The organism is Delftia sp. NA_296.1 (assembly GCF_052692095.1).
In genome coordinates this window covers 150,208-172,590 of sequence record NZ_JBQZGF010000003.1, presented here as the reverse complement: position 1 = coordinate 172,590, position 22,383 = coordinate 150,208, and the positions used below count along the sequence as shown (strand labels likewise).

Annotated in this window: 19 protein-coding genes; 3 read left to right on the top strand and 16 right to left on the bottom strand. The window is 68.0% G+C overall.

From position 1 onward, the window contains the following. Positions 1-13: 13 nt before the first annotated feature. The 3 genes from ACUTR7_RS08615 to ACUTR7_RS08605 form a co-directional block, all read right to left on the bottom strand. Positions 14-1,201, bottom strand: coding sequence for a CaiB/BaiF CoA transferase family protein (locus ACUTR7_RS08615; RefSeq protein WP_445608602.1), 1,188 nt, complete (start codon positions 1,199-1,201; stop codon positions 14-16). A 17-nt stretch (positions 1,202-1,218) separates the two neighbouring features. Beyond that, the gene (locus ACUTR7_RS08610) at positions 1,219-2,187 is read right to left on the bottom strand and encodes a Bug family tripartite tricarboxylate transporter substrate binding protein (RefSeq protein ID WP_012204617.1); all 969 of its coding nucleotides are present in this window, start codon (positions 2,185-2,187) and stop codon (positions 1,219-1,221) included. Positions 2,188-2,369: 182 nt separating this feature from the next. Next, a complete protein-coding gene (locus ACUTR7_RS08605) occupies positions 2,370-3,119 on the bottom strand; it encodes an enoyl-CoA hydratase/isomerase family protein (RefSeq protein WP_445608601.1) in 750 nt (249 codons plus the stop codon). A 39-nt stretch (positions 3,120-3,158) separates the two neighbouring features. On the opposite strand from ACUTR7_RS08605, the gene ACUTR7_RS08600 reads away from it, so the two are divergent. Next, positions 3,159-3,875 (top strand): GntR family transcriptional regulator, encoded by a 717-nt coding sequence (locus ACUTR7_RS08600; RefSeq protein ID WP_013803234.1) that lies wholly within the window; start codon positions 3,159-3,161, stop codon positions 3,873-3,875. A gap of 12 nt (positions 3,876-3,887) precedes the next feature. Here the strand turns inward: ACUTR7_RS08600 and ACUTR7_RS08595 are convergent, their stop codons facing one another. The 9 genes from ACUTR7_RS08595 to ACUTR7_RS08555 form a co-directional block, all read right to left on the bottom strand. Continuing rightward, a complete protein-coding gene (locus tag ACUTR7_RS08595; RefSeq protein WP_445608600.1) occupies positions 3,888-5,042 on the bottom strand; it encodes an esterase-like activity of phytase family protein in 1,155 nt (384 codons plus the stop codon). Positions 5,043-5,180: 138 nt separating this feature from the next. Then, positions 5,181-6,179, bottom strand: coding sequence for a Bug family tripartite tricarboxylate transporter substrate binding protein (locus ACUTR7_RS08590; RefSeq protein ID WP_012204613.1), 999 nt, complete (start codon positions 6,177-6,179; stop codon positions 5,181-5,183). A 96-nt stretch (positions 6,180-6,275) separates the two neighbouring features. After that, entirely contained in the window at positions 6,276-7,721 is a 1,446-nt protein-coding gene (locus tag ACUTR7_RS08585) for a malonyl-CoA decarboxylase (RefSeq protein WP_373785507.1), read from the bottom strand. A gap of 232 nt (positions 7,722-7,953) precedes the next feature. Then, positions 7,954-8,799 (bottom strand): prolipoprotein diacylglyceryl transferase, encoded by an 846-nt coding sequence (gene lgt, locus ACUTR7_RS08580; RefSeq protein ID WP_225614206.1) that lies wholly within the window; start codon positions 8,797-8,799, stop codon positions 7,954-7,956. Between the two features lie 61 nt (positions 8,800-8,860). After that, positions 8,861-9,325, bottom strand: coding sequence for a MarR family winged helix-turn-helix transcriptional regulator (locus tag ACUTR7_RS08575; RefSeq protein WP_034391791.1), 465 nt, complete (start codon positions 9,323-9,325; stop codon positions 8,861-8,863). Positions 9,326-9,434: 109 nt separating this feature from the next. Beyond that, a complete protein-coding gene (locus tag ACUTR7_RS08570) occupies positions 9,435-11,225 on the bottom strand; it encodes an acyl-CoA dehydrogenase (RefSeq protein WP_445608599.1) in 1,791 nt (596 codons plus the stop codon). Then, a complete protein-coding gene (locus tag ACUTR7_RS08565; RefSeq protein ID WP_445608598.1) occupies positions 11,222-12,592 on the bottom strand; it encodes a spinster family MFS transporter in 1,371 nt (456 codons plus the stop codon). Before ACUTR7_RS08565 ends, ACUTR7_RS08570 begins: the two co-directional genes overlap by 4 nt. Before the next feature lie 106 nt (positions 12,593-12,698). Next, positions 12,699-14,861 carry an acetate--CoA ligase family protein gene (locus ACUTR7_RS08560; RefSeq protein ID WP_445608597.1) on the bottom strand — a complete coding sequence of 721 codons (2,163 nt, stop codon included), beginning with the start codon at positions 14,859-14,861 and terminating at the stop codon, positions 12,699-12,701. Between the two features lie 70 nt (positions 14,862-14,931). Beyond that, entirely contained in the window at positions 14,932-15,771 is an 840-nt protein-coding gene (locus ACUTR7_RS08555; protein WP_063326635.1) for a p-hydroxycinnamoyl CoA hydratase/lyase, read from the bottom strand. A 264-nt stretch (positions 15,772-16,035) separates the two neighbouring features. On the opposite strand from ACUTR7_RS08555, the gene bfr reads away from it, so the two are divergent. Then, positions 16,036-16,512, top strand: coding sequence for a bacterioferritin (gene bfr, locus ACUTR7_RS08550; protein WP_013803242.1), 477 nt, complete (start codon positions 16,036-16,038; stop codon positions 16,510-16,512). A gap of 338 nt (positions 16,513-16,850) precedes the next feature. Here the strand turns inward: bfr and ilvD are convergent, their stop codons facing one another. Both ilvD and ACUTR7_RS08540 read right to left on the bottom strand, forming a co-directional pair. Then, positions 16,851-18,710 (bottom strand): dihydroxy-acid dehydratase, encoded by a 1,860-nt coding sequence (gene ilvD, locus ACUTR7_RS08545; RefSeq protein WP_043819478.1) that lies wholly within the window; start codon positions 18,708-18,710, stop codon positions 16,851-16,853. Between the two features lie 189 nt (positions 18,711-18,899). Continuing rightward, a complete protein-coding gene (locus ACUTR7_RS08540; protein WP_013803244.1) occupies positions 18,900-19,148 on the bottom strand; it encodes a TIGR04438 family Trp-rich protein in 249 nt (82 codons plus the stop codon). A gap of 106 nt (positions 19,149-19,254) precedes the next feature. Here ACUTR7_RS08540 and ACUTR7_RS08535 point away from each other — a divergent pair, with 106 nt between their 5' ends. Beyond that, complete coding sequence (locus tag ACUTR7_RS08535; RefSeq protein ID WP_034398318.1) at positions 19,255-19,560, top strand: c-type cytochrome; 306 nt, start codon at positions 19,255-19,257, stop codon at positions 19,558-19,560. A 103-nt stretch (positions 19,561-19,663) separates the two neighbouring features. On the opposite strand, the gene ACUTR7_RS08530 is transcribed toward ACUTR7_RS08535, so the two are convergent. Both ACUTR7_RS08530 and acs read right to left on the bottom strand, forming a co-directional pair. Then, entirely contained in the window at positions 19,664-20,146 is a 483-nt protein-coding gene (locus tag ACUTR7_RS08530; protein ID WP_013803246.1) for a hypothetical protein, read from the bottom strand. A gap of 175 nt (positions 20,147-20,321) precedes the next feature. Continuing rightward, positions 20,322-22,322 (bottom strand): acetate--CoA ligase, encoded by a 2,001-nt coding sequence (gene acs / locus ACUTR7_RS08525; protein WP_013803247.1) that lies wholly within the window; start codon positions 22,320-22,322, stop codon positions 20,322-20,324. Between the last annotated feature and the right edge of the window lie 61 nt (positions 22,323-22,383).

The following is a 22,383-nucleotide window of genomic DNA, read 5'->3' as shown; positions in this document are numbered from 1 at the left end:
AAGCAGGGAAATCTCAGGCACGTTCATGGTTGGGCGAAGGCTGCGCCACGGACAGCTCGCGCAGGATGCGCTCGCGGTCCGCGTCCAGCGCGGGCGGCTGCCTGCGCACCAGGGGCTGATCGCACGCGGCCAGCAAGGGGTTGCCCGCCACGCGCAGCGTCTGGCCACCGGGGGCCTGCACCTGGGCCAGCATGCCGCGCTCGCGCACCTGGGGGTGCTCGACGACATCGGCCACGCTGTTGTACTCCCCCGCCGGGATGCCATTATCAGTGAGCAGGCGCAGCCAATGCGCCCTGGGACTGTCCCGCAGGCGCGCCTCCAGCGCGGCCTTGAGTTCGGCCTGGTGCTCGCAGCGCAGGGCATTGCCGGCAAAGCGCGCGTCCCCGGCCAGTTCGGGCAATTGCAGCAGGCTGCACAGCTTGCGGAACAGCGCATCGCTGCCCACGGCGATGACGAACCAGCCGTCCTGCGCCGCGAACACATCGAAGGGTGCCATGGACGGATGCCGCGTACCCATGGGCCCCGGCACGCTGCCCAGCGCACCGAGCCGCGCCACGGGGTTCTCCAGCAGGGCCACCTGGCAGTCGAGCATGGAGACATCGACACGCTCGCCCTGCCCCGTGCGGGCGCGGCGCATGAGCGCAGCCTGCGTGCCGATGACGGCATACAGCCCCGCGCCCAGGTCGCCGATGGACACGCCTACGCGGCAGGGCCCGGCGCCCGGGTGGCCGGTCACGCTCATCATTCCGCTCATGGCCTGCACCACCATGTCGTAGGCAGGAAAGCCGCTGTAGGGCCCCGTCTGGCCAAAGCCAGAGACCGACGTCATCACCAGCCGGGGATGGCGCACATGCAGGGTCTCCCAGCCATAGCCGAGCTTGTCCATGGTGCCGGGGCGGAAGTTCTCGACCAGCACATCGGCGCCTTGCAGCAGGCGCTCGAAGACCTCGCGGTCCTGCGGCTGCTTGAGGTCCAGCGCAATGGATTCCTTGTTGCGGTTCACCGACAGGAAATAGGCCGAGCCCCCGTCCACAAACGGCCCGATGCCGCGCGCATCGTCGCCCGTGCCGGGCTGCTCCACCTTGATCACGCGCGCGCCCAGGTCGGCCAGCATCTGAGTGCACATGGGTCCGGCCAGCACGCGCGTGAGGTCGATGACGGTAAGGCCTTCCAGCGGCAGGCCCGTGGCTTGTTCATTCATGGTTTGCTCATTCATATTCACTGCAATCCGGCGCCGGAACGCTGGGTCAAGGCCTTGGACTCCTGCCCTTCCTTCAAGGCCCAGGCACGGAATTCCTCAAGGGATGCCGAGGGCGCTGCCAGATTGCCCTGCTTGGCCAGCCTGGCCTTCACATCGGGGTCTTCCAGGGCCTTGGTGCTGGCATCGAACAGCTTCCTGGCCACCTCCTCGGGCAGGCCCGCCGGGGCGAACAGGCCGAACCAGAACGTGTAGTCAAAACCCGGCACGCCGGACTCCTTCATGCCCGGCAGCTCGGGAAACAGCGGGGAGCGCTCGGCCGTGCTCACCGCCAGCATGCGCAGCTTGCCCGCCTGGGCCAGCGGCAGCACCGAGGGCGGCGTGCCGAAGGTCAGGTCCACATCGCCGGCGGCCACGGCCTGTATCGATGGCGCACCGCCCTTGAACGGCACATGCAGCATGCGCAGCCCGCCGCTGGCGCCCGCGAACGACAGCGTGGCCAGGTGCGTGATCACGCCTGCGCCCGAGGAGGAATAGCTGAGCTTGTCGGGCTGGCTGCGCGCCAGCGCCACCAGGTCGCCCACGCCCTGGCCCGGAAAATCCTTGCGCACGGCCAGCAGCATGGGGGCCGAACTCCAGCGCGTGATGCCCGTGAAGTTGCGCGCGCCGTCATAGCGCGCGCTCTTGTAGAGCAGCTGGTCCGAGCCATAGATATTGGCGCTGCCCAGCAGCAGCGTGTAGCCGTCGGGCGCTGCACGCGCCACATGCTCGGAGGCCAGCGTGGTGCCGGCGCCCGGGCGGTTGTCCACCAGCAGGGGCTGGCCCAGGATCTTGCCGACCTTGTCGGCCACGATGCGCGCCACCGCGTCGGCGCCGCCACCGGGCGGAAATCCCACGACCAGCGTGACGGGCCGGGCGGGGTAGGACTGGGCCATCGCGCCACCGGCCAATCCGGCCAGCAGCAACGACAGTGCAAAACGCTTGAACATGGCTTGTCTCCTGTTTATTGATACCCCCTGAGTCGCTGCGCGCCTTCCCCCAAAGGGGGACGACACCCTCGGTGCGGGAGAGGCCCTTCCTCGGTGTCCCCGAGTTGGGCCGCGCCGGTTCCGTGGGCTGTGGGCGGTAGGCAGCACCACGGGCAATCTGCGTGTATGCGGGAGGATGCGGTTCAGCGCCCCTTGAACTCCGGACTGCGTTTCTCGCGCCAGGCCCGGCCGCCTTCCTGCAGGTCTTCGGAGGCGATGCTGCGCTGCACCTCGCGCGTGATCTCGGCCACGTCATGGCGGCCGCGCGCGATCAGGTTCAGGTGCTTTTTCATGCCGAACAGGGGGATGGGCGCCATGGCGGCCAGCGTGCCGGTGAGCTGCTCCACGGCCGCGGCGAAGGCGGCGGGATCGGCCAGATGGGTGAGGAATCCGCAGGCCTTCATCTCCGGGGCCTGGATGCGCTCGCAGGTCAGGAACAGCCGCTTGGCCGTGTCCAGGCCCAGGCGCGAGACATAGCGCTCCAGCCCGCCCGCGTAGAAATGCAGGCCCAGGCGCGCGGCCGGCATGAACATCTCGGCCGCCGTGCTGCCCACGCGAAAATCGCAGGCCAGGGCCATGTCCGTGGCACCGCCGTAGACGCCGCCGTGGATGGCCGCCACGGTCACGGCGCGGCATTGTTCGATGGCGTCCACCATCTCGCCGAAGCTGCTGCCCTCGGTCTGGCTGCCCTGGATCTCTGATATATCATAACCACTGCAAAAGTACTTGCCTTCGCTGCGCAGCACCACCACGCGCACATCGTCGCGCTGGTTGATATGCTCCATGTGCGCGACCAACGCGCCCAGGTCCTCCGGGGCCAGCTTGTTGGCCGCTTCGGGACGCTGCAGCGTGATGGTGGCCAGGTGATCCTGGATGTCGAGTCTGGGTGTCATATGTATCAGTCAGTCAATCAGATATATTTGAATTAGAAAATGCTTCCAGCCAAGCAGCCATTGGAGAAAACCCCGGCCACGTCCAGCCTGCAGGAGCGTATACGGCAATCGCTGGAAGACGAGCTGCGCTCGGGCGCCATGCGGCCCGGCGACGCCATCGACGAACCGGCCCTGTGCGAACGCTTCGGAGCCTCGCGCACCCCCGTGCGCGAGGCGCTGCTGCTGCTGGTGGCCAAGGGGCTGGTGGAGATCGTTCCGCGCTCGGGCATCTATGTGCGGCGGCTGGATGCGCGCGAGCTGGTGGCCATGATGGAAGGCCTGGCCGAGCTGGAAGGCGTGCTGGCCCGGCTGGCTGCCACGCGCATCCATGCGCAGCTGCGCGAGCGGCTGCAGGCGGCGCTGGCACACACCGCCGCCTGCGCCCAGGCGCAGGATGCCGAAGGCTATGTGCAGGCCAACATGCAGCTGCACGAACTGATATACGAGGCCAGCGGCAACGACTTCATCGTGGAGCAGACGCGGCTGCTGCGGCTGCGCATCACGCCCTACCGGGGCCGCATGTTCGAGAAGCCCGGCCGGCTTGCGCGCTCGCAGCAGGAGCACGCCACCGTGGTGGCCGCCATCTGCGCAGGCCAGGCGGAGGTGGCCGCCGAGGCCATGCGCCAGCACATCTGCGCAGGCGGCAGCGCCTTCACCGACATGGTGCTGGGCGCGCCCGCGCAGGCGGGCTACGAACGCCCGCGCAAGTCAAGGTAGCCCGAAGAGGGCTCAGGGCCGCACTTCAAAGGCCAGGAACTGCGTGACCTGGTTGTCCGCGAAGTTGTTGTCGGCCACCAGCACCAGGGTGCGGTTGCCGTTGGCCAGGCGCGGACCCCAGGAGATGCCTTCGATGTTGTCGAGCTTGACGCCCTGGTAGGTCACGGGCATTTCCAGCAGCAGCTCGCGCTTCATGGGCTTGTAGCTGGCGCCCACCAGGCTCTTGAAGCTGCGCACGTCGGTGGTGTCCGGCTCGATGGTGGCGCGCGTCAGGCGGATGGTGTTGCCCACGCCATCGGCAAAGGCGCGCTCGATGGCGATGAACTCGTTGTTGGAGACCGCCAGCAGCTCGGGCAGGCCGTTGTCCGGCGGAAAGCTGCCGCTGGCGGCCTTGTCCAGGGGAATCTTCGGCAATGCGTAGGCATACTGCGCGCCCGACTTGCCCGTGGCCGGATCGAGCTTGAGGACGCGGATGACGCTGCCCGCTGCCAGCGTGGTGAGGGGGCCGTCTTCCACCAGCGCATCCTCGTTGGCCGTGAACACGCTGCCGTCGGGCGTGACGGCCAGGGCCTCGAACAGCTTGTTGTTGCGCCCTCCGCTGGTGGTGTTGTCCACGTAGTTGAAGGCCGCAGGCGTCTCGAAGTCGCGCACGAAGCTGCCGTCGACCTTGATCTCGCGCACAAAGGGCTGGAACAGGCTGGCGGGGTCGGTGCTGAAGTTGCCCTCGCTGGACACGTAGAGGTTGCCGTTGGGCGCCACGCGGATGCCTTCGGGGTCCACGGTGCGGCGTGTGCTGGGCAGCGGCTGGCCGTCGCGGCCCTTGAGCGTGACCATCTTGCGGATGGTCACGGCCTGGATGGCCTTGTCATCGAACTGAATGCCCAGGTTGTAGAAGCGCGGCGTGCCACGCTCGCCGCCGCGCTCATCGGAGATGGCCCAGTAGCTGCCATCGGGCGCGCGGTCAAGGCCGGAGATGCCGCCGAACTCCACGCCGTCGAACAGTGTCTTGGTCCTGATGCTGTAGTCGCCGATCAGCCGCAGCGAGCCGATGGTCTCGGGGCCGTCGTCGCTGCCGCCGCAGCCTGCCAGGCCCGTGGCCGTGCCGAAAGCCAGGACCAGCGCGAGCAGCACGGATGCGGGCGAGCGGACCTTGTCTGCCTTGTTCATATTCCCTCCCAGGATGGATCTCAGAAGGGATGGACCGTAGCGAAGGCCCGTGACAGGGTGGTGACATGCACGCGCATGCCGCCGCCCTGCCCCTGCCCTGCCCCTGCCCTGCCCCTGCCCTGACCAGCCCCTCGTCCGCTACTCCAGCTTGGCGCCCGAGGCCTTGACCACCTGCGCCCAGCGCGCGATCTCGCCATGCACCATGGCCGCGAACTGCTGCTGGTTCATGCCGCCGTAGTCGGCGCCGTTGCGCGCCCAGATGGACTTGATCTCTTCGGCCGAGCCTATGCGCTGCACCTGGTCGATGACCTGGGCCTGCACGGCCTGCGGCGTGCCCTTGGGCGCCCACAGGCCGTACCAGGTCGTGACCGTGTAGTCGGGCAGGCCGGACTCGGCCGCGCAGGGCACGTCCGGGAAGGCGGGGTTGCGCTTGTCGCCAGAGACCATCAGCGCGCGGATGCGACCGCTCTTGATGTGCTGGGCCGACGAGCCCAGGCCGTCGAACATCATGTCCACATTGCCGGCGATCAGGTCCTGCAGCGCCGGGCCTGCGCCCCGATAGGGAATGTGGGTGATGAAGGTATTGGTCTGCAGCTTGAACAGCTCGCCGGCCAGGTGGTGCGAGGTGCCCGCGCCCGCCGAGGCGTAGTTGAGCTTGCCCGGCCGCTTGCGCAGGTCGGACAGCAGCTCCTGCACGGTCTTGTGCGGCACGTTGCGCGGGTTGACCACCAGCACCTGGGGCACGCTGGCCAGCAGGGCCAGCGCGATGAAGTCGCGCTCCAGGTCATAGTCCAGGCGCGGGTACATGGATGGCGCAATCACATGGTGGGTGCCGCCCATGAAGAAGTTGTAGCCGTCCGGCGCCAGCTTGGCTGCGTAGCTGGCGCCCAGGGTGCCGCCTGCGCCGCCGCGGTTGTCGATCACCAGGGTCTTGCCCGCGCTCTTGGCGAACTGGGCCGAGAACGGCCGGGCAAAGGCATCGGTGCCCCCGCCGGCCGGAAACGGCACGACCAGGTTCACGGGTTTGGACGGCCAGTCCGCCGCCGCGCGGGCTGCCATGGGCAGGGCCAGCGCGGCCATCGAGGCCCCGGCTGCGCGCAACACCGCGCGCCGCCCCGTGGGGTGGGAAGCTTGCATGACTTGTCTCCTTGTCGCCTCTTTGAGGCTGTCTTCGTTGTCAGGCGCAGCAGTCCCTGTGCAAGAAAAGGGGCACGGCCTGCGCCGCGCCCCTTTTCATTTGCACAGGGCTTCGATGTCCGAGGACACCGGTATGCGGCCCTGCGCCAGCAGGCCGCGATGCTTGTCCAGGCGCTTGAGGTCGTAGAGGTAGTTGACCATCAGCCCCAGCGACTGCTTGAGTCCCTTGGCCGACAGGTCGGCCGCCCAGTTGAGCCGCTCCACGCGCGCGCCGTTGCCCAGGTGAAAACGCGCCACCGGGTCCAGCGGCCGGCCCTTGGCCGTCTCGCGCCCCAGATAGTGGGCAGCGCAGAACAGCAGTGCGCGGCGCACGGGTGCGTCGGGCTTGAGATCCTGCGGCGCGTCCAGCGCCGCCAGCAGGTGCTCGGCGCCCATGCCGCCGGCCTTGAGCTCGAAGGCCTTGCGCTGGCGCTCGTCCATCTTCTCCAGGATGGCATCGCCGTGCTTGGCGATCCAGGCACGCAGGCCCGGAATGGGAGACAGCGTGGCGAAATGGCGCAGCCGGGGGAACTCGCCCGTCAGCGTCTCCACCACATGCTTGATCAGCGAGTCGCCAAAGCTCACGCCGCGCAGGCCGGCCTGGGTGTTGCTGATGGAGTAGAAGATGGCCGTGGTGGCGCGGCCCAGGTCGGCGGCCGCCGCCGTCTCGTCCAGCAGCGGGGCGATGCTGTCGGACATCTTGTCCACCAGCGCCACCTCCACGAAGATCAGCGGCACGGTGGGCATGCGCGGGTGGAAGAATCCGTAGCAGCGACGGTCGCTGTCCAGGCGGTTCTTGAGGTCGGCCCAGCTGCGGATGTCGTGCACGGCCTCGTACTGGATGAGCTTTTCGATCAGCGAGGCCGGCGAGTCCCAGCTCAGGCGGCGCAGCTCCAGCAGGGCCACGTCGAACCAGTTGGCAAACAGATGCTCCAGCTCGGCGTCCAGCGCGGAAAAGCGCTGCTGCTCCGCCTTGGGCAGGGCCAGCAGTTCGGCGCGCAGGTCCACCAGAAAGCCCATGCCGCCCTGGGGCTGGGCAAAGCGCTGCAGCAGCCGCGTGCGCGGCGACATCAGCGCGCGGCGCAGGTCCATCTCGGCCTGGCCGCGCTCGGCATCGCTGGCCGCCGTGTCATAGCGCTTGCGCGCGGCCATCAGGGCTTCGGTATCGGGGCCGAACTGCTCGACGATCAGCGCCCAGAAATCCTTGTGCGCAGGCAGCTCGGCCTGGGCGTACCAGTCCATGAGCAGTTGCGCATGGCGGCCGCCCTCGACATCGCTCAGGCCGGCGTCGGCGGCAGCCTGCAGGTCTTCCATGAGCTTGCGCAGCTCGCGCGGGGACAGCACTTCCTGGCCGCGCCGCAGGGTGGCCTGCAGGCGCTGTGCCGTGCCGCGCGGCGCGGGTCCCTTGGCTGCCTCGCCCTCGGACTTTGTTGCAGGCGCAGCCGCATCGGTGCTGCGAAAGCGGGACACATTGCGGGCAATCCAGTCAGTAGCCAGACCCATTCAGAAGTTCCTCCATGTCAAGCGGTCACGGGACTGTCATGCCGCCAATCGGCCAATGACAATCTTTTGCTGCTCACATTATGAGAGTCTGCACGGCAGACCGTGTACGCCGATGTCGCGTTCTTGTCTTCGGGCTATCCCCATGCATGCCCCTGTCCCCTCTCGCGTCAACCTTGCACAAAAAAACAAAGCGGGCACCAGGCCCGCTTCGTATCCGTGCGTACCGCCGGCCTCAGGCCGGCTTGCCCGCCTGGGCAGGATAGGCCGGGCGCCCCGCGGCCCAGAACCACATGGCGATGCCGCCGATCACCATGGGCACGCACAGCCACTGGCCCATGCTCATGCCCAGCGACAGCAGGCCCAGGAAGTCATCGGGCTCGCGGAAGTACTCGGCAATGAAGCGGAAGGCGCCGTAGCCGACGAGGAAGACCGCCGCCACCTGGCCCGGCTTGTGCTCCTTGCGCGCATACAGCCACAGCAGCACGAACAGCAGCAGGCCTTCCAGCAGGAACTGGTAGACCTGCGAGGGGTGGCGCGGCAGCATGGAGCCGCTTTGCGGGAAGACCATGGCCCAGGGCAGCTCGGGGCTGGCGAAGCGGCCCCACAGTTCCCCGTTGATGAAGTTGCCGACGCGGCCGGCCGCCAGGCCCGTGGGCACGCAGGGCGCGACGAAGTCGGCCACCTCCAGCCAGGAGCGGGCCCGCGATCGCGCGAACCAGACCATGGAGGCGATCACGCCGACCAGGCCGCCATGAAAGCTCATGCCGCCCTGCCAGACATAGAAGATCTCCAGCGGGTGGCTCAGGTAGTAGCCCGGCTTGTAGAACAGGCAGTAGCCCAGCCGGCCGCCGACGACCACGCCGAGCACGCCCAGGAAAAGAATGTCTTCCACGTCCTTGCGCGTCCAGGCGCGGTCGCCCTGCATGCGCACGAAGGGCGGGTGGCGCAGCCTGCGCGTTCCCAGCCAGAGGAAGAGGCCGAAAGCGGCCAGATAGGTCAGGCCGTACCAGTGCACGGCGAGGGGCCCGATCTGCAGGGCCACGGGATCGATCTGCGGGTACATCAGCATGGTCGGCATTGTGCCGCAGCGCCGCATGGCCGGCGCCGGCCAGGGGTTGGAAAGCTGGCGGCGCGGCGGTTCAGCCCGGCTGGCTTTCCTGGATGGCCATGAGCTTGTCCAGGGCCGCGAACAGATGGCGCTGCTCGGTGGAGGTCAGCAGTTGCTCCAGCTCGTCTTCCAGCTGCACCACCACGCCCTCGGCCCGCGCCTGCAGCGCGCTGCCTTCGGCCGTCATGTGCAGCTGCTGCAGCCGGCGGTCGCGCGGATCGGGCTGGCGCCCGATGAGCCCGCGCTGCACCAGGCGCTCGACCACCGGCACCAGGTTGGAGGGCGAGATGTCCAGCGCCTCGCCCAGCTGGCGCAGGTAGATGCCGGGATTGGAGTGGATCAGCACCAGGATGGAGAACTCGCTGGGCTTGAGGTCCAGTTCGGCCACGCGCCGTGCGAACAGCTTGTGGATGTGGATTTCCGCGCGCGTGAGGCGGTAGCCCAGGAAACGCTGCAGGCGCGACTGATCGACGGCGGGTTCGGAGGAGCTGTCCATGGACACGGATCTGGAAGAGGAAGAAGGCACACCGAGGCAAAGCCGCCCCGGCGCCTGCGGATCTTCAGGGCCGGTGCGGCGTTCCATCATAAAAGCCCCGGCTGCCCGCTCAGGCCACGGCAGCCGGCAGCGGCGTGCGGGCGGCGGACTCGGTGCGGCGCAGCCAGTGCTCCGCATCCAGCAGCCCATGCGCGAAGAACCAGGCCGCGCTGTCCGCCTTGGAGCGGCGCAGCGCCGGATCGGCCAGCGGCTGGCTGACACGCGCCGCGCGCGCCCAGGCAAAGGCCATGCACAGCGTGCCGACCAGGCGCAGATAGTCCTCGGCGCAGCGCGCCAGCAACGGGGCGTCGCCCGCGGCGCGGGCGCACAGCGCGCCCGTCAGCGCTTCGGTGCGATCGCTCCAGCTGCGCAGCGCGCCGGCCAGGCCGGGCTCCATGCCCGCCGCCTCGCAGGCAGCGGCCTCCTCGCGCAGTGCCGCCAGCAGCGGTGCCAGCGCGGCCCCGCCGCTGGCCGCCACCTTGCGCTGCAGCAGGTCCAGCGCCTGGATCTGGTTCGTGCCCTCGTAGATCATGGCGATACGCGCATCGCGCAGCGTCTGCTCTATGCGGTACTCGTGCACATAGCCATAGCCGCCGAAGACCTGCAGCGCCTCGCTGGCCAGCGCAAAGCCCCGCTCGGTGAAGAAGGACTTGACCACGGGCGTGAGCAGCGAGGCCAGTGCGTGGGCCTGGGCGCGCTCTGCGGCATCCGGCGCCTGTTCGGCCAGGTCCAGCTGGTGGGCCACCCAGCCTGCAATGGCGCGCATGCCTTCGGTCCACACACGCAGGTCGGCCAGCATGCGCTGCACGGCCGGCTGCAGGGCGATGGGGTCGGCGGGGCCCTGCGCATCGGCGGGACGGGGCTGGGAACGCATCTGGCGGCGCTCGGCCGCATAGGCGCGCGCCAGTTGCCAGGCCATCTCGGCATGGCCCAGGCCCTGCAGGCCCACGTGCAGGCGGGCGGAATTCATCATCACGAACATGGCGGCCAGGCCCTGGTGGGGCTGGCCGACCAGCCAGGCCTGCGCACCCTCGAAGCGCATGGCGCAGGTGGCGCTGCCCTTGATGCCCATCTTCTTTTCGATGCCGTCGCAGTGAATGGCGTTGGGCAGGAACCCGCCGCCGTCCTGGGGAATGCCGCGCGGCGCCAGGAACAGCGACAGCCCGCGCGTGCCCGCCGGCGCATCGGGCAGCCGCGCCAGCACCAGGTGCACGATGTTCTCGCTCATGTCCTGGTCGCCGCCCGAGATGAAGATCTTGCTGCCGTCCAGGCGGTAGCTGCCATCGCCCCGGGGCCGGGCCTGGCTGCGCAGCAGGCCCAGGTCGGAGCCAGCCTGGGGCTCGGTCAGGCACATGGTGGCCAGCCAGCGCCCGCTGACGATGTGCGGCAGGTAGGTGGCACGCAGGTGCGCGTCGCCATGCGCGTGCAGGCAGGCATAGGCGCCGTGCAGGATGCCCGGGTACATGGTCCAGCCATGGTTGGCCGAGGCCAGCATTTCGTGCAGCGCGGCATCCAGCAGCTGGGGCAGGCCCTGGCCGCCGGTCTCGGGCGCGCAGGCCAGGGCCGGCCAGCCGGCTTCCACGAAAGCCGCATAGGCCTCGGGAAAGCCGTCGGGCGTGCGCACCCTGCCCTCTTCCAGTCGGCAGCCCTGCAGGTCGGCCGGGCCGTTGAGCGGCGCCAGCACGTCGGCGCAAAAGCGCCCGGCCGCCTCGACCACCATGTCGGCCGTCTCCTGGTCCAGGGCTTCATGGGCCGGCATGCGGCGCCAGTCGGCCTCTGCACCCAGCCAGTGCTGCTGGACGAAGCGGATGTCCTGCAGCGGCGGCTGGTAATGCGAGCAATGCGATGCCTGCGCGCTCATGCCCGGCCCTCCATGGCCGCGACCAGGCGGCGGTAGGGGCCGATGGCGCTGGCCAGGCACAGCACGGACAGCAGCGCGGCCAGGGCGGACACCAGGCCCAGCGACAGGCCCACGAGCTTTTCGTCATGGAAGACGAAGTCCGTGAAAAAGGCCACGAGGAAGGGGCCGAGCCCCAGGCCGATCAGGTTGATCAGCAGCAGGTAGATGGAAGTCACCTGGCCGCGCAGCTGGTTGGGCGTGACCGCCTGCAGGATGGGCGGCGCCAGTGCCACCGGCATGCCCAGGAAAAAGGTGGTGACCGCCACGGCCACCAGGGCCACCGTGGGCGAAGGCGCAAAGGCCAGCACCAGGCCGGTGATGATGAGCACGCCGGTGGCCACCAGCGAGATGACGATCGAGCCCACCTGCTTGCCGCGCGCCGTGAGGTAGTCGGCCAGGAAGCCGCTGAGCAGCATGCCGCCAATGCCGAAGGTCAGGATGATGACGCCGTAGGCGGGGCCGATCTCGCCGGGCGTCCAGCCCCACTGGCGGATGAAGGTGGCCGGCAGCCAGGCCGTGACGCCGAAGGTGATCATGGCCGTGATGCCCGGCGCCAGCAGCAGCGGCAGGAAGGCGCGCTTGTTGCGGAACACATGGGACAGATCGGGCGCGGGGCCTGCTGCAGCGGCGGCCCTGGCGGAGGCGCCTGCCGCCTGCAGGCCGCGGCGCACCGGCTCGCGCACGGTGTACATCAGCGCCACCAGCGGAATGCCGGGCAGGGCCACGAAGATGAAGGCCGCCTGCCAGGGCTTGAAGCTGCCCAGCAGCGGGAACACCACCTCGCCGGCCTGGCTGGTGGCCTGGATGACCAGGCCGCCCACGATGAAGGCCGTGGCCGAGCCGATGTACACGCCCGAGGTGTAGATGCTCATGGCGCGCGCGCGGCGCTCGGGCGGGAAGTAGTCGGCCAGCATGGAATAGGCCGCCGGCGACAGCGCCGCCTCGCCCACGCCCACGAACATGCGCGCCACGAACAGCGAGACAAAGCCCGTGACATAGCCACCGGCCGCCGTGGCCACCACCCAGATCGCCATGCCGATGACGATGAGGTTGCGGCGGTTCCAGCGGTCGGCCAGGCGCCCCAGGAAGATGCCGACGAAGGTGTAGAAGATGGCGAAGGCAAAGCCGTGGACGATGCTGAACACCCAGTCCGACAGTTGCAGATCCTTCTTGATGGGCTGCACCAGCAGGCCCAGGATCTGGCGGTCCACGAAGGACAGGGTGTAGGCCAGCAGCAGGATGATGGCGACGTAGTAGGCATAGCCGAGTCCGTTCGACTCGGCCGGCGCGGGCGTGGACACGCGGCCCGGCGGGTAAGGCAGGCTCATGGAGACCTCCTGTGGAGGAAGGGAAAGCGGAAAAAAGAAAGCGGGAAAGCGAGACAGGGCTGCGCATGAAAAGGGCCGGCGCACCGCGCCAACCCTTGCGCGGGCATCAGCCGGCGCTGTGCTCGACCAGCATCAGCGCATCGAGCGCGACCACGCCCTGCCCTTCGGGCAGCACGATGACCGGGTTGAGGTCGATCTCGCGGATGGCCGGCGTGCCGCGCAGCACCTGGCCCAGGCGCACGATGAGTTCGGCCAGCGCCTGGCGGTCCAGCGCCGGAGCGCCCCGGTAGCCGTGCAGCAGCGGCGCGCCCTGCAGCCGGTCCAGCTCGCGCAGCACCTCGCCGGTGGACAGGTCGGCGTCCAGCAGGCGCGCATCGCGCATGATCTCGGCCGTCACGCCGCCCAGGCCGGCCAGGATCACCGGGCCCCACTGCGGATCGTTGCGCGCGCCGATGATCATCTCCAGGCCGCGTTGGCCCATGGCCTCGATCAGCACGCCGTCCAGCGCAATGGCGCTGTCATAGGCCGCCACGTTGGCATGCAGCCGGCCCCAGGCCTCGCCCATGGCCTGCGCGTCGGCAATGTTCAGGATCACGCCGCCCGCATCGCTCTTGTGGCTGAGGTCGGCGGACTGCGCCTTGAGCGCCACGGGCCAGCCGATCTCCGACGCAATCGCCACCGCCTGCTCGGCCGAGGTGGCCAGCCGGCCGCGCGCAAAGGGTATGCCGGCCTGTGCCAGCACGGCCTTGGATTCGTACTCGGGCACCACCGTGCGGCCTGCGGGCAGGTCCAGGGCGACGGGCTGGGCATCGGTGCGCTCGAAACTGCGCTGGCTGAAGGCGGTCAGGCGCTGCACGGCGCGCAGGGCACGCTCGGTGCTGGGGAAGTACGGCACGCCCAGCGCACGCATCTCGGCGATGAACTCGGCAGGCACGGCCGCGCCCTCGTCCAGGCCCGCGACGATGACGGGCTTGGCCGGCCGCAGCTCGCGCACGGCGCGCAGCACGGGCGGCATCTTGATGCCGCAGGTCACCGGATCGCCCTGGATCAGGCCGACCAGGACGGTGGAAAAGCGCGCATCGCCAAACAGCGCATCCAGCGTGCGGAAATACAGGTCCGGCTCCACCAGGCCCTGGGCCGTGAGGTCCAGCGGGTTGCTCACGCCCACGAACTCGGGCAGTGCCGCACGCAGCGCGGGCGAGTCGTCGTCGCCGATGGCGGGCAGGGCCAGGCCCAGTTCCTCGGCCCAGTCCAGCGTCAGCGCCTTGAAGGCGCCGGACTCGCCCAGCACGGCAACTCCCGCTGCAGCGGCCGCACCAGCCGATGGAAGCACGGGGCAGCGGATGGCGATCTCGGCGATGTCGCCCAGCTCCTCCAGTGTCTCGGCAAACACGGCGCCTGCGCGTTCCAGCTTGGTGCGCATCAGCGCATAGTCGCCGGCCATGGCGCCGGTGTGCGTGGCGGCCGAGGCGCGCGCCGCACTGCTCTTGCCCGGATGCAGTAGCACAACGGACTTGTCCAGGCTGCGCGCACGGGCCACGGCGGCCAGGATGCGCGCGGGCTGGCGGAACTGCTCGACGATCATGGCGACCACGCGGGTGGAAGGCTGCTCCAGCAGGAAGTCCACATAGTCCTCGGCATGGCTGGCGGCCTCGTTGCCCGTGGAGATGGCGTGCGACAGCGGCAGCGCGCGGCTGGCCAGCGTGGTGCACAGCACGGTCATCATGGCGCCGCTTTGCGAGACCACGCCGATCGCGGGCCGCGCGGCATCGACCTGCTGCGCGTCGATATTCACCTCGACAAAGGTCAGCGGCACGCGCTGCAGGTAGTTGATGCAGCCCAGGCAGTTGGGGCCTTCCACCACCATGCCGGCCTCGGCGGCAATGCGTGCGATCTCGCGCTGCTCGGCCATGCCGCGCTCGCCCGCCTCGGCAAAGCCTGCCGAGAAGATCACCGCCGCGCCCACGCGGCGCGCCGCCAATGCGCGCACCGTGTCCAGCACAAAGGGCTGGGGGATGGCCAGCACGGCCACATCCACGCCTTCGGGCAGCTGATCGACCGAGGCCAGGCAGGCCCGCCCGGCGATCTCGCTGCGCTTGGGATTGATCAGGTGGATGTCGCCGGCGAAGCCGTTGCGCTCCAGATTGCCCAGCACCGATGCGCCCAGCGCACCCGGCGTGGCCGAGGCGCCGACGATGGCGATGGAACGCGGCCTCAGCAGCCTGCCGATGTCGGGCCGCAGGGCGGCCGCCATCTCTGTCGTTGTCATTCTTGTCTCCAATGGGTTGGCGGCAGGCGCCCTAGCAGCGAGGGCGCGGCCACTCAGGATGTGCGGGTCTTCAGGACTTTTGCTTCGAGAGGTCGTAGGTGCCCAGGCCGGGCTTGTAGGTCTTGTCGTCCAGGAACTGGCGCATGCCTTCCTTGCGGCCTTCGTTGTCGTAGCTGTTGGCGGCTTCCTGGGCGCGCACCAGGTAGTCCTCGGCGTTGTCGTAGCTCATGTCGCGCACGCGGCGGATGGCGTCCTTGGTGGCCTTCAGGGCGCTGGGGTTCTTCTGCAGCAGGGCCTCGGCCACTTCGGTGACGCGGGCCTGCAGGCGATCGGCCGGCAGCGACTCGTTGACCAGGCCCCACTCGGCGGCCGTGCGGCCGTCGATGTTCTCGCCCAGCATGGCGTGGTACATGGCACGGCGGAAGGACAGCAGCTCCACGGCCACCTTGGAGGCGCCGCCACCGGGCAGGATGCCCCAGTTGATTTCGGACAGGCCGAACTTGGCGTCATCCGAGGCAAAGGCCAGGTCGCAGGCGAACAGGGGGCCGTAGCCGCCGCCGAAGCACCAGCCGTTGACCATGGCAATGGTCGGCTTCTGGAACCAGCGCAGGCGGCGCCACCAGCCATAGCTCTCGCGCTGGGCCTTGCGGGTGCCGGCCAGGCCGGTGGCCTCGGTCTCGCGGAAGTATTCCTTCAGGTCCATGCCGGCAGTCCAGGCCGTGCCTTCGCCTGCAAGCACGACCACGCCCACGTCGTCACGGAACTCCAGGTCGTCGAGCACACGCATCATCTGGCGGTTGAGCTGGGGGCTCATGGCGTTGCGCTTTTCGGGACGGTTGAATTTCACCCAGGCCACGCGGCCTGTGACGGTGCAGGACACGGTCTGTTCTTCGGTACGTTCTGTGCTCATTGCGCTTCCTTGTGCAAAGGGGAAATGGGGTTTTGGACACCGATGCTTCGGCTCCATAATCGTTATGATAAATAACTATTATTAAAGCCCGCAATACAGCGTTTACCCTAGCCCCCACCCCCCCGCCAGCCTGCCGCGATGCGAATGCTTCTGCGTCGCGCATGCATGCAATGCGCCGTCCACGGGGAATTGCAGCGCGCGCTTTGGCCCAAGGGCCGGTTCACGCGATACTTGCGGCGTTCACACAGTCAGGAGAAGAAGAACATGCAAGGCCAACCAGAAGTCATCGAATGCCTCATAGAGTTGCTGCGCGGCGAGCTTGCCGCGCGCGACCAGTACTTCATCCACTCGCGCCAGTACGAAGACCAGGGCCTGCTGCGCCTGTTCGAGCGCATCGGCCATGAGATGGAAGAGGAAACCCAGCACGCCGACGCCATCCTGCGCCGCATCCTGTTCCTGGGCGGCCGCCCCGACATGCGCCCGCATGAGTTCACACCCGGCGAGACCGTCGAAGAGATGCTGCGCAAGGACCTGGCCACCGAATACCGCGTGCGTGACAGCCTGCGCTCGGCCATGGCCCTGTGCGAGCGCCACAGCGACTTCAACAGCCGTGACCTGCTGCTGGCCCAGCTGCGCGACACGGAAGAAGACCACGCCTACTGGCTGGAGAAGCAACTGGGCCTGATCGAGAAGATCGGTCTGCCCAACTACCTGCAAAGCAAGATGGGCGAGCCGGCCTGAATGAAGCTCCCCCTGAGGCGCTTCGCGCCTTCCCCCTCTCTCGCTTCGCGGGAGGGGGACGACAGCCTCGCGGCGGGGCGGCCCTTGCTCGCTGTCCCTTGTTTTGGCCGCGCCAGTTTTTCAGGCACTTCCCATAAATGAGAGTGGGCTGTTTGCTCCACGATGAAAACCCGAACCGGCAGCCACGATGAAACGGCAAGCCGGTCGCCCCGCGATGAAACAAGAGCCCTCAAGGGCCTGAGAGAAGAGAAAAGAAAAAGGGATGGAAAGCCGCAAGGCCTTCCATCCCTTTTCATTTTCATCGGGTGCACACCGCCGGGCGGCGGTGCAGCCCGGTGTCAGTCGTCCAGCAGGGACAGGTCGCGCACGGCGCCCTTGTCGGCCGACATCACCAGCTTGGCATAGGCCTTGAGCGCGGCCGAGACCTTGCGCGGGCGCGGCTCGGCGGGCTTCCAGCCCTTGGCATCCTGCTCGGCACGGCGGCGGGCCAGTTCCTCGTCGGAGACCAGCACGTTGATGCTGCGGTTGGGAATGTCGATGCGGATGCGGTCGCCGTTCTTCACCAGGCCGATGGCGCCGCCAGCGGCAGCTTCCGGCGAGCAGTGGCCGATGGACAGGCCCGAGGTGCCGCCCGAGAAGCGTCCGTCGGTCAGCAGTGCGCACTCCTTGCCCAGGCCCTTGGACTTGATGTAGCTGGTCGGGTAGAGCATTTCCTGCATGCCGGGGCCGCCCTTGGGACCTTCATAGCGCACGACGACGATGTCGCCGGCCTTGACCTTGTCGTCCAGGATGTTCTGCACGGCCTCGTCCTGCGACTCGGTCACGTGGGCCGTGCCTTCGAACACGTGAATGCTTTCGTCCACGCCGGCCGACTTGACCACGCAGCCGTCCAGGGCGATGTTGCCCGTCAGCACGGCCAGGCCGCCTTCCTTGGAGAAGGCGTGCTCGTAGGAGCGGATGCAGCCTTCTGCACGGTCCAGGTCCAGGCTGGGCCAGCGCGTGTTCTGGCTGAAGGCCACCTGGGTGGGAATGCCGGCCGGGCCTGCCAGGTAGAAGTGCCTGACGGCCTCGTCCTGGGTGGTGGTGATGTCCCACTGCGCCAGGCCTTCGCCCAGGGTCTTGGCGTGCACGGTGGGCACGTCGGTGTGCAGCTTGCCCGCGCGGGCCAGCTCGCCGAGGATGGCGAAGATGCCGCCGGCGCGGTGCACATCCTCGATGTGGTATTTCTGCGTGTTGGGCGCCACCTTGCACAGCTGGGGCACGGAGCGCGAGAGGCGGTCGATGTCGGCCATGGTGAAGTCGATCTCGGCTTCACGGGCAATGGCCAGCAGGTGCAGGATGGTGTTGGTGGAGCCGCCCATGGCGATGTCCAGCGTCATCGCGTTCTCGAAGGCCTTGAAGCCCACGGAGCGCGGCAGCACGGAGGCGTCTTCCTGCTCGTAGTACTCGCGGGCCAGCTCGACGATGCGGCGGCCGGCGCGCTTGAACAGTTCCTCGCGGTCGGCATGCGTGGCCAGCACCGTGCCGTTGCCGGGCAGGGACAGGCCCAGCGCCTCGGTCAGGCAGTTCATGGAGTTGGCGGTGAACATGCCCGAGCAGGAACCGCAGGTCGGGCAGGCCGAGCGCTCGACCTGGGCGACCTGCTCGTCGGTGTAGTTGGAGTCGGCCGCGATCACCATGGCATCGACCAGGTCCAGCTTCTTGAACTCCAGCTTGTGCGTGTTGGGATTGGCCAGCTTGGTCTTGCCCGCTTCCATGGGGCCGCCGGAGACGAAGATCACCGGAATGTTCAGCCGCATGGCGGCCATCAGCATGCCGGGGGTGATCTTGTCGCAGTTGGAGATGCACACCAGCGCGTCGGCGCAGTGGGCGTTGACCATGTACTCCACCGAGTCCGCGATGATGTCGCGGCTGGGCAGCGAGTACAGCATGCCGTCGTGGCCCATGGCGATGCCGTCGTCCACGGCGATGGTGTTGAATTCCTTGGCCACGCCGCCTGCGGCCTCGATCTCGCGCGCCACCAGCTGGCCCAGGTCCTTGAGGTGGACGTGGCCCGGAACGAACTGCGTGAAGGAGTTGGCGATGGCGATGATGGGCTTGTCGAAGTCGCCATCCTTCATGCCGGTGGCACGCCACAGGGCGCGCGCACCGGCCATGTTGCGGCCGCCGGTGGAAGTCTTGGAACGGTATGCGGGCATGGGGAATCCAGTTGTCTGTCGTCTCGGTCCATCCCTGGTCCTGTGGGGAAGGCCAGGGTCTGGGCGAAGATTATGGCGCAGCGCCCGCCGCACCGCTGGGGCACAGGAATGCCCCGGCCGGCATGGGCCGCCCCTTTGCAGACCCCAGGCATCGCCTGCCGCGAAGCCTGCGCCGCCGTTCAAGGCCCCTCAGCGGCGCGAACGCGAGCGCGTGCCCGTGCCCATGGCTTCCTTGTTCTTTTCGATGCGCTTCAAGCGCCGCTGCTCGATCTTGTCGGCCGCGCGCCGCTTGGTGTAGCCAGAGGTGTCGGCCCAGGCCCACCAGGCTGCCGTCACGCCATAGGCGCCCAGGATGACGTACCAGGACCAGGAGGCCACAGGCTCGATATCGGCCAACTTCAGCAGGGTGAGCAAGACCGCGATTCCCAACAGATACATAACTTCTCCTTCACCAGACGGTGCTTCACACGAGGTAACGCATCAGGCATGCGCGCCCACTACAATGTTTCGCATAATTATTCCCGACAACCCCCAGGAACTCATGATGAAGCAGACATTGATCGCATTGGCCTTGACCGTCGTCACCGTGGCTCCCGCCATGGCCGACCAGGCTCTTGCCGCCTCCAAGAACTGCATGGCCTGCCACGCCGTGGACAAGAAGCTGGTGGGCCCGTCCTACAAGGATGTGGCCTCCAAGTACGCAGGCCAGAAGGACGCCGTGGACAAGCTGGCTGCCAAGATCATGAAGGGCGGCAGCGGCGTCTGGGGCCCGGTTCCCATGCCCGCCAACCCCCAGGTCAACGATGCCGACGCCAAGAAGCTGGCCGCCTGGGTACTGTCGCTGAAGTAAGTTCCGCCGGCCTCCCGCCTCGGGGCCCGCAACGAAAAAAACCGCGCAACGCAAGTCGCGCGGTTTTTTTCATGGTCCTCCCGTGAATCCGGGCGGGGGCCGCCTACCTGTAGTCCGGTGCGCCTGCGCCGGGCTGCTGGTACAGGCGAACCTGCTGCTCCAGCTGCCCCACATAGGCGGCCGTGCTGTTGTCCGACTCCTGGGCACGCTGCACCAGGTGCGCCTCCAGCCCGTCCAGCCGCGCCATCAGCACTTCCTTGTCACGCGCATGCAGGTCTTCCAGCACGGTGCGCAGCTCGGTGAAACGCGAAGCCTCGGCCTTGTCGGCCAGGTCACGCTGGGCCTGCATTTCCTTGGCGTGGCGGCGCGCCTCCATCAGTACCGAGCCCTGCAGCCACAGCACATAGGCGACGAAGAACACGCCCAGCAGGCAGGTCAGCGCCAGCATCAGCACGCCCAGCGGCGCCTGGACTTCGGTCACGCCCAGCGACACGACGGAAGGCGCGGCCAGCGTGTTCCAGTTGAATGCCGCCAGCAGCGCAATCAGGGCCACGGTGATCAGCAGCGACAGGGTTCTCAGATTCATGGTGCAACGCCTCCCTCGGCAGTGGTGAAAACAACAGCTTCGGTTGTACTGCAACCATCATGCCTGAGCTGTCGGCCCACACAAAATAGGACTGCAAGACAGCGCGCCGCCCGCAGTCCAGCCAAGAAAAAACCGGAGCCTGTGCTCCGGTTCTTCATGGCGGGCGTGTCAGCCCTCAGTTCGTCTCGGCCAACTGGTCGAGGATGGCCGGGTTCTCCAGCGTGCTCGTGTCCTGGGTGATGGCCTCGCCCTTGGCAATCGAGCGCAGCAGGCGGCGCATGATCTTGCCGCTGCGCGTCTTGGGCAGGTTGTCGCCAAAGCGGATGTCCTTGGGCTTGGCGATGGGGCCGATTTCCTTGGCCACCCAGTCGCGCAGTTCCTTGGCGATCTGCTTGGCCTCCTCGCCCGTGGGACGCGAGCGCTTGAGCACCACGAAGGCGCAGATGGCCTCGCCCGTCAGGTCATCGGGGCGGCCCACCACGGCGGCTTCGGCCACCAGGTCGGTCTTGGACACCAGGGCCGACTCGATCTCCATCGTGCCCATGCGGTGGCCCGAGACATTGAGCACATCGTCAATGCGGCCCGTGATGCGGAAGTAGCCACGGTCCTCGCTGCGCACGGCGCCGTCGCCGGCCAGATAGGTCTGCCCGCCCAGCTCGGCCGGGAAGTAGCTCTTCTTGAAGCGCTCGGGGTCGCCCCAGATGGTGCGGATCATGCTCGGCCAGGGCTTGGTGACCACCAGCAGGCCGCCTGCGCCGTTGGGCAGTTCATGGCCCGTCTCGTCGACGATGGCGGCCATGATGCCCGGCAGCGGCAGCGTGCACGAACCCGGCACCAGCGGCGTGGCGCCAGGCATGGGGGCGATCACGTGGCCGCCGTTCTCGGTCTGCCAGAAGGTGTCCACGATGGGGCAGCGCTCGCCGCCCACATTGCGGTGGTACCACATCCAGGCCTCGGGATTGATGGGCTCGCCCACGCTGCCCAGCAGGCGCAGGCTGGACAGGTCCGAGTTCTTCGGATGCACGGCGGCATCGCCGTCGGCGGCCTTGATCAGCGAGCGGATGGCCGTGGGCGCCGTGTAGAAGATGGTGCAGCCGTGGCGCTCGATCATCTGCCAGAAGCGGCCCGCGTTGGGGAAGGTGGGCACGCCCTCGAACACGATCTGCGTAGCGCCAGCGGCCAGCGGGCCGTAGGCCACGTAGGTGTGGCCGGTGATCCAGCCGATGTCGGCCGTGCACCAGAACACGTCGCTGGGCTTGAGGTCGAATGTCCACTCCATGGTCTGCTTGGCCCACAGCACATAGCCGCCCGTGCAGTGCTGCACGCCCTTGGGCTTGCCCGTGGAGCCGCTGGTGTAGAGGATGAACAGCGGGTGTTCGGAATCCACGGCCACGGGCGCGCACTCGGTGCTCTGGCCCGCCAGGATCTCGCCGAAGGTCTTGTCGCGGCCTGCCGTCATGGCACAGGCCGTGGCCGTGCGCTCGTAGACGAAGACATGGCGCACGGCCTCGCAGCCGCCCAGCGCCAGCGCATCGTCCACGATGGCCTTGAGCGGCAGTTCCTTGCCGCCGCGCATCTGGTAGTTGGCGGTGATCACGGCCACGGCGCCCACGTCCACGATGCGCTCCTGCACCGCCTTGGCCGAGAAGCCGCCGAACACCACGCTGTGCGTGGCGCCGATGCGCGCGCAGGCCTGCATGGCGATCACGCCCTCGATGGTCATGGGCATGTAGATCAGGACACGGTCGCCCTTTTGCACGCCCTGGGCCTTGAGCGCGTTGGCGAACTGCGAGACGCGCTCCAGCAGTTCGCGGTAGCTGACCTTGGTGACCTCGCCGCCATCGGCCTCGAAGATGATGGCCGTCTTGTGCTCGACGTCCGTGCCCATGTGCTTGTCCAGGCAGTTGGCGCTGGCGTTGAGTTCGCCGTCGGCGAACCAGCGGAAGAACGGGGGATTGCTGTCGTCCAGCACCTGGGTGAAGGGCTTGGACCAGACCACGTTCTCGCGCGCCAGGCGGGCCCAGAAGCCCTGGTAGTCGTTCTCTGCCTCGGCGCACAGCGCCTTGTACTGCTCCATGCCGGAGATGCGGGCCTTGGCGGCGAAGTCTGCCGGCGGCGGGAAGACCCGGTTCTCCACCAGGACCGATTCAATGGGGGATGCTGTTGCGGTGCTCATGCTTGCTTGTCTCCTGGGCTGGCCAAATAAAAATTGTGGTGTGACTGTCGGGGGCCGGTCT

Coding starts and splice junctions, on each gene's coding strand:
- lgt (WP_225614206.1), bottom strand. CDS start 8,799: ATGCCGACCATGCTGATGTACCCGCAGATCGATCCCGTGGCCCTGCAG.
- ACUTR7_RS08570 (WP_445608599.1), bottom strand. CDS start 11,225: ATGAGCGCGCAGGCATCGCATTGCTCGCATTACCAGCCGCCGCTGCAG.
- ACUTR7_RS08600 (WP_013803234.1), top strand. CDS start 3,159: ATGCTTCCAGCCAAGCAGCCATTGGAGAAAACCCCGGCCACGTCCAGC.
- ACUTR7_RS08605 (WP_445608601.1), bottom strand. CDS start 3,119: ATGACACCCAGACTCGACATCCAGGATCACCTGGCCACCATCACGCTG.
- ACUTR7_RS08585 (WP_373785507.1), bottom strand. CDS start 7,721: ATGGGTCTGGCTACTGACTGGATTGCCCGCAATGTGTCCCGCTTTCGC.
- ACUTR7_RS08590 (WP_012204613.1), bottom strand. CDS start 6,179: ATGCAAGCTTCCCACCCCACGGGGCGGCGCGCGGTGTTGCGCGCAGCC.
- ACUTR7_RS08610 (WP_012204617.1), bottom strand. CDS start 2,187: ATGTTCAAGCGTTTTGCACTGTCGTTGCTGCTGGCCGGATTGGCCGGT.
- ACUTR7_RS08555 (WP_063326635.1), bottom strand. CDS start 15,771: ATGAGCACAGAACGTACCGAAGAACAGACCGTGTCCTGCACCGTCACA.
- ACUTR7_RS08535 (WP_034398318.1), top strand. CDS start 19,255: ATGAAGCAGACATTGATCGCATTGGCCTTGACCGTCGTCACCGTGGCT.
- ACUTR7_RS08560 (WP_445608597.1), bottom strand. CDS start 14,861: ATGACAACGACAGAGATGGCGGCCGCCCTGCGGCCCGACATCGGCAGG.
- ACUTR7_RS08615 (WP_445608602.1), bottom strand. CDS start 1,201: ATGAATGAACAAGCCACGGGCCTGCCGCTGGAAGGCCTTACCGTCATC.
- acs (WP_013803247.1), bottom strand. CDS start 22,322: ATGAGCACCGCAACAGCATCCCCCATTGAATCGGTCCTGGTGGAGAAC.
- ACUTR7_RS08530 (WP_013803246.1), bottom strand. CDS start 20,146: ATGAATCTGAGAACCCTGTCGCTGCTGATCACCGTGGCCCTGATTGCG.
- ACUTR7_RS08540 (WP_013803244.1), bottom strand. CDS start 19,148: ATGTATCTGTTGGGAATCGCGGTCTTGCTCACCCTGCTGAAGTTGGCC.
- ACUTR7_RS08575 (WP_034391791.1), bottom strand. CDS start 9,325: ATGGACAGCTCCTCCGAACCCGCCGTCGATCAGTCGCGCCTGCAGCGT.
- ACUTR7_RS08565 (WP_445608598.1), bottom strand. CDS start 12,592: ATGAGCCTGCCTTACCCGCCGGGCCGCGTGTCCACGCCCGCGCCGGCC.
- ilvD (WP_043819478.1), bottom strand. CDS start 18,710: ATGCCCGCATACCGTTCCAAGACTTCCACCGGCGGCCGCAACATGGCC.
- ACUTR7_RS08595 (WP_445608600.1), bottom strand. CDS start 5,042: ATGAACAAGGCAGACAAGGTCCGCTCGCCCGCATCCGTGCTGCTCGCG.
- bfr (WP_013803242.1), top strand. CDS start 16,036: ATGCAAGGCCAACCAGAAGTCATCGAATGCCTCATAGAGTTGCTGCGC.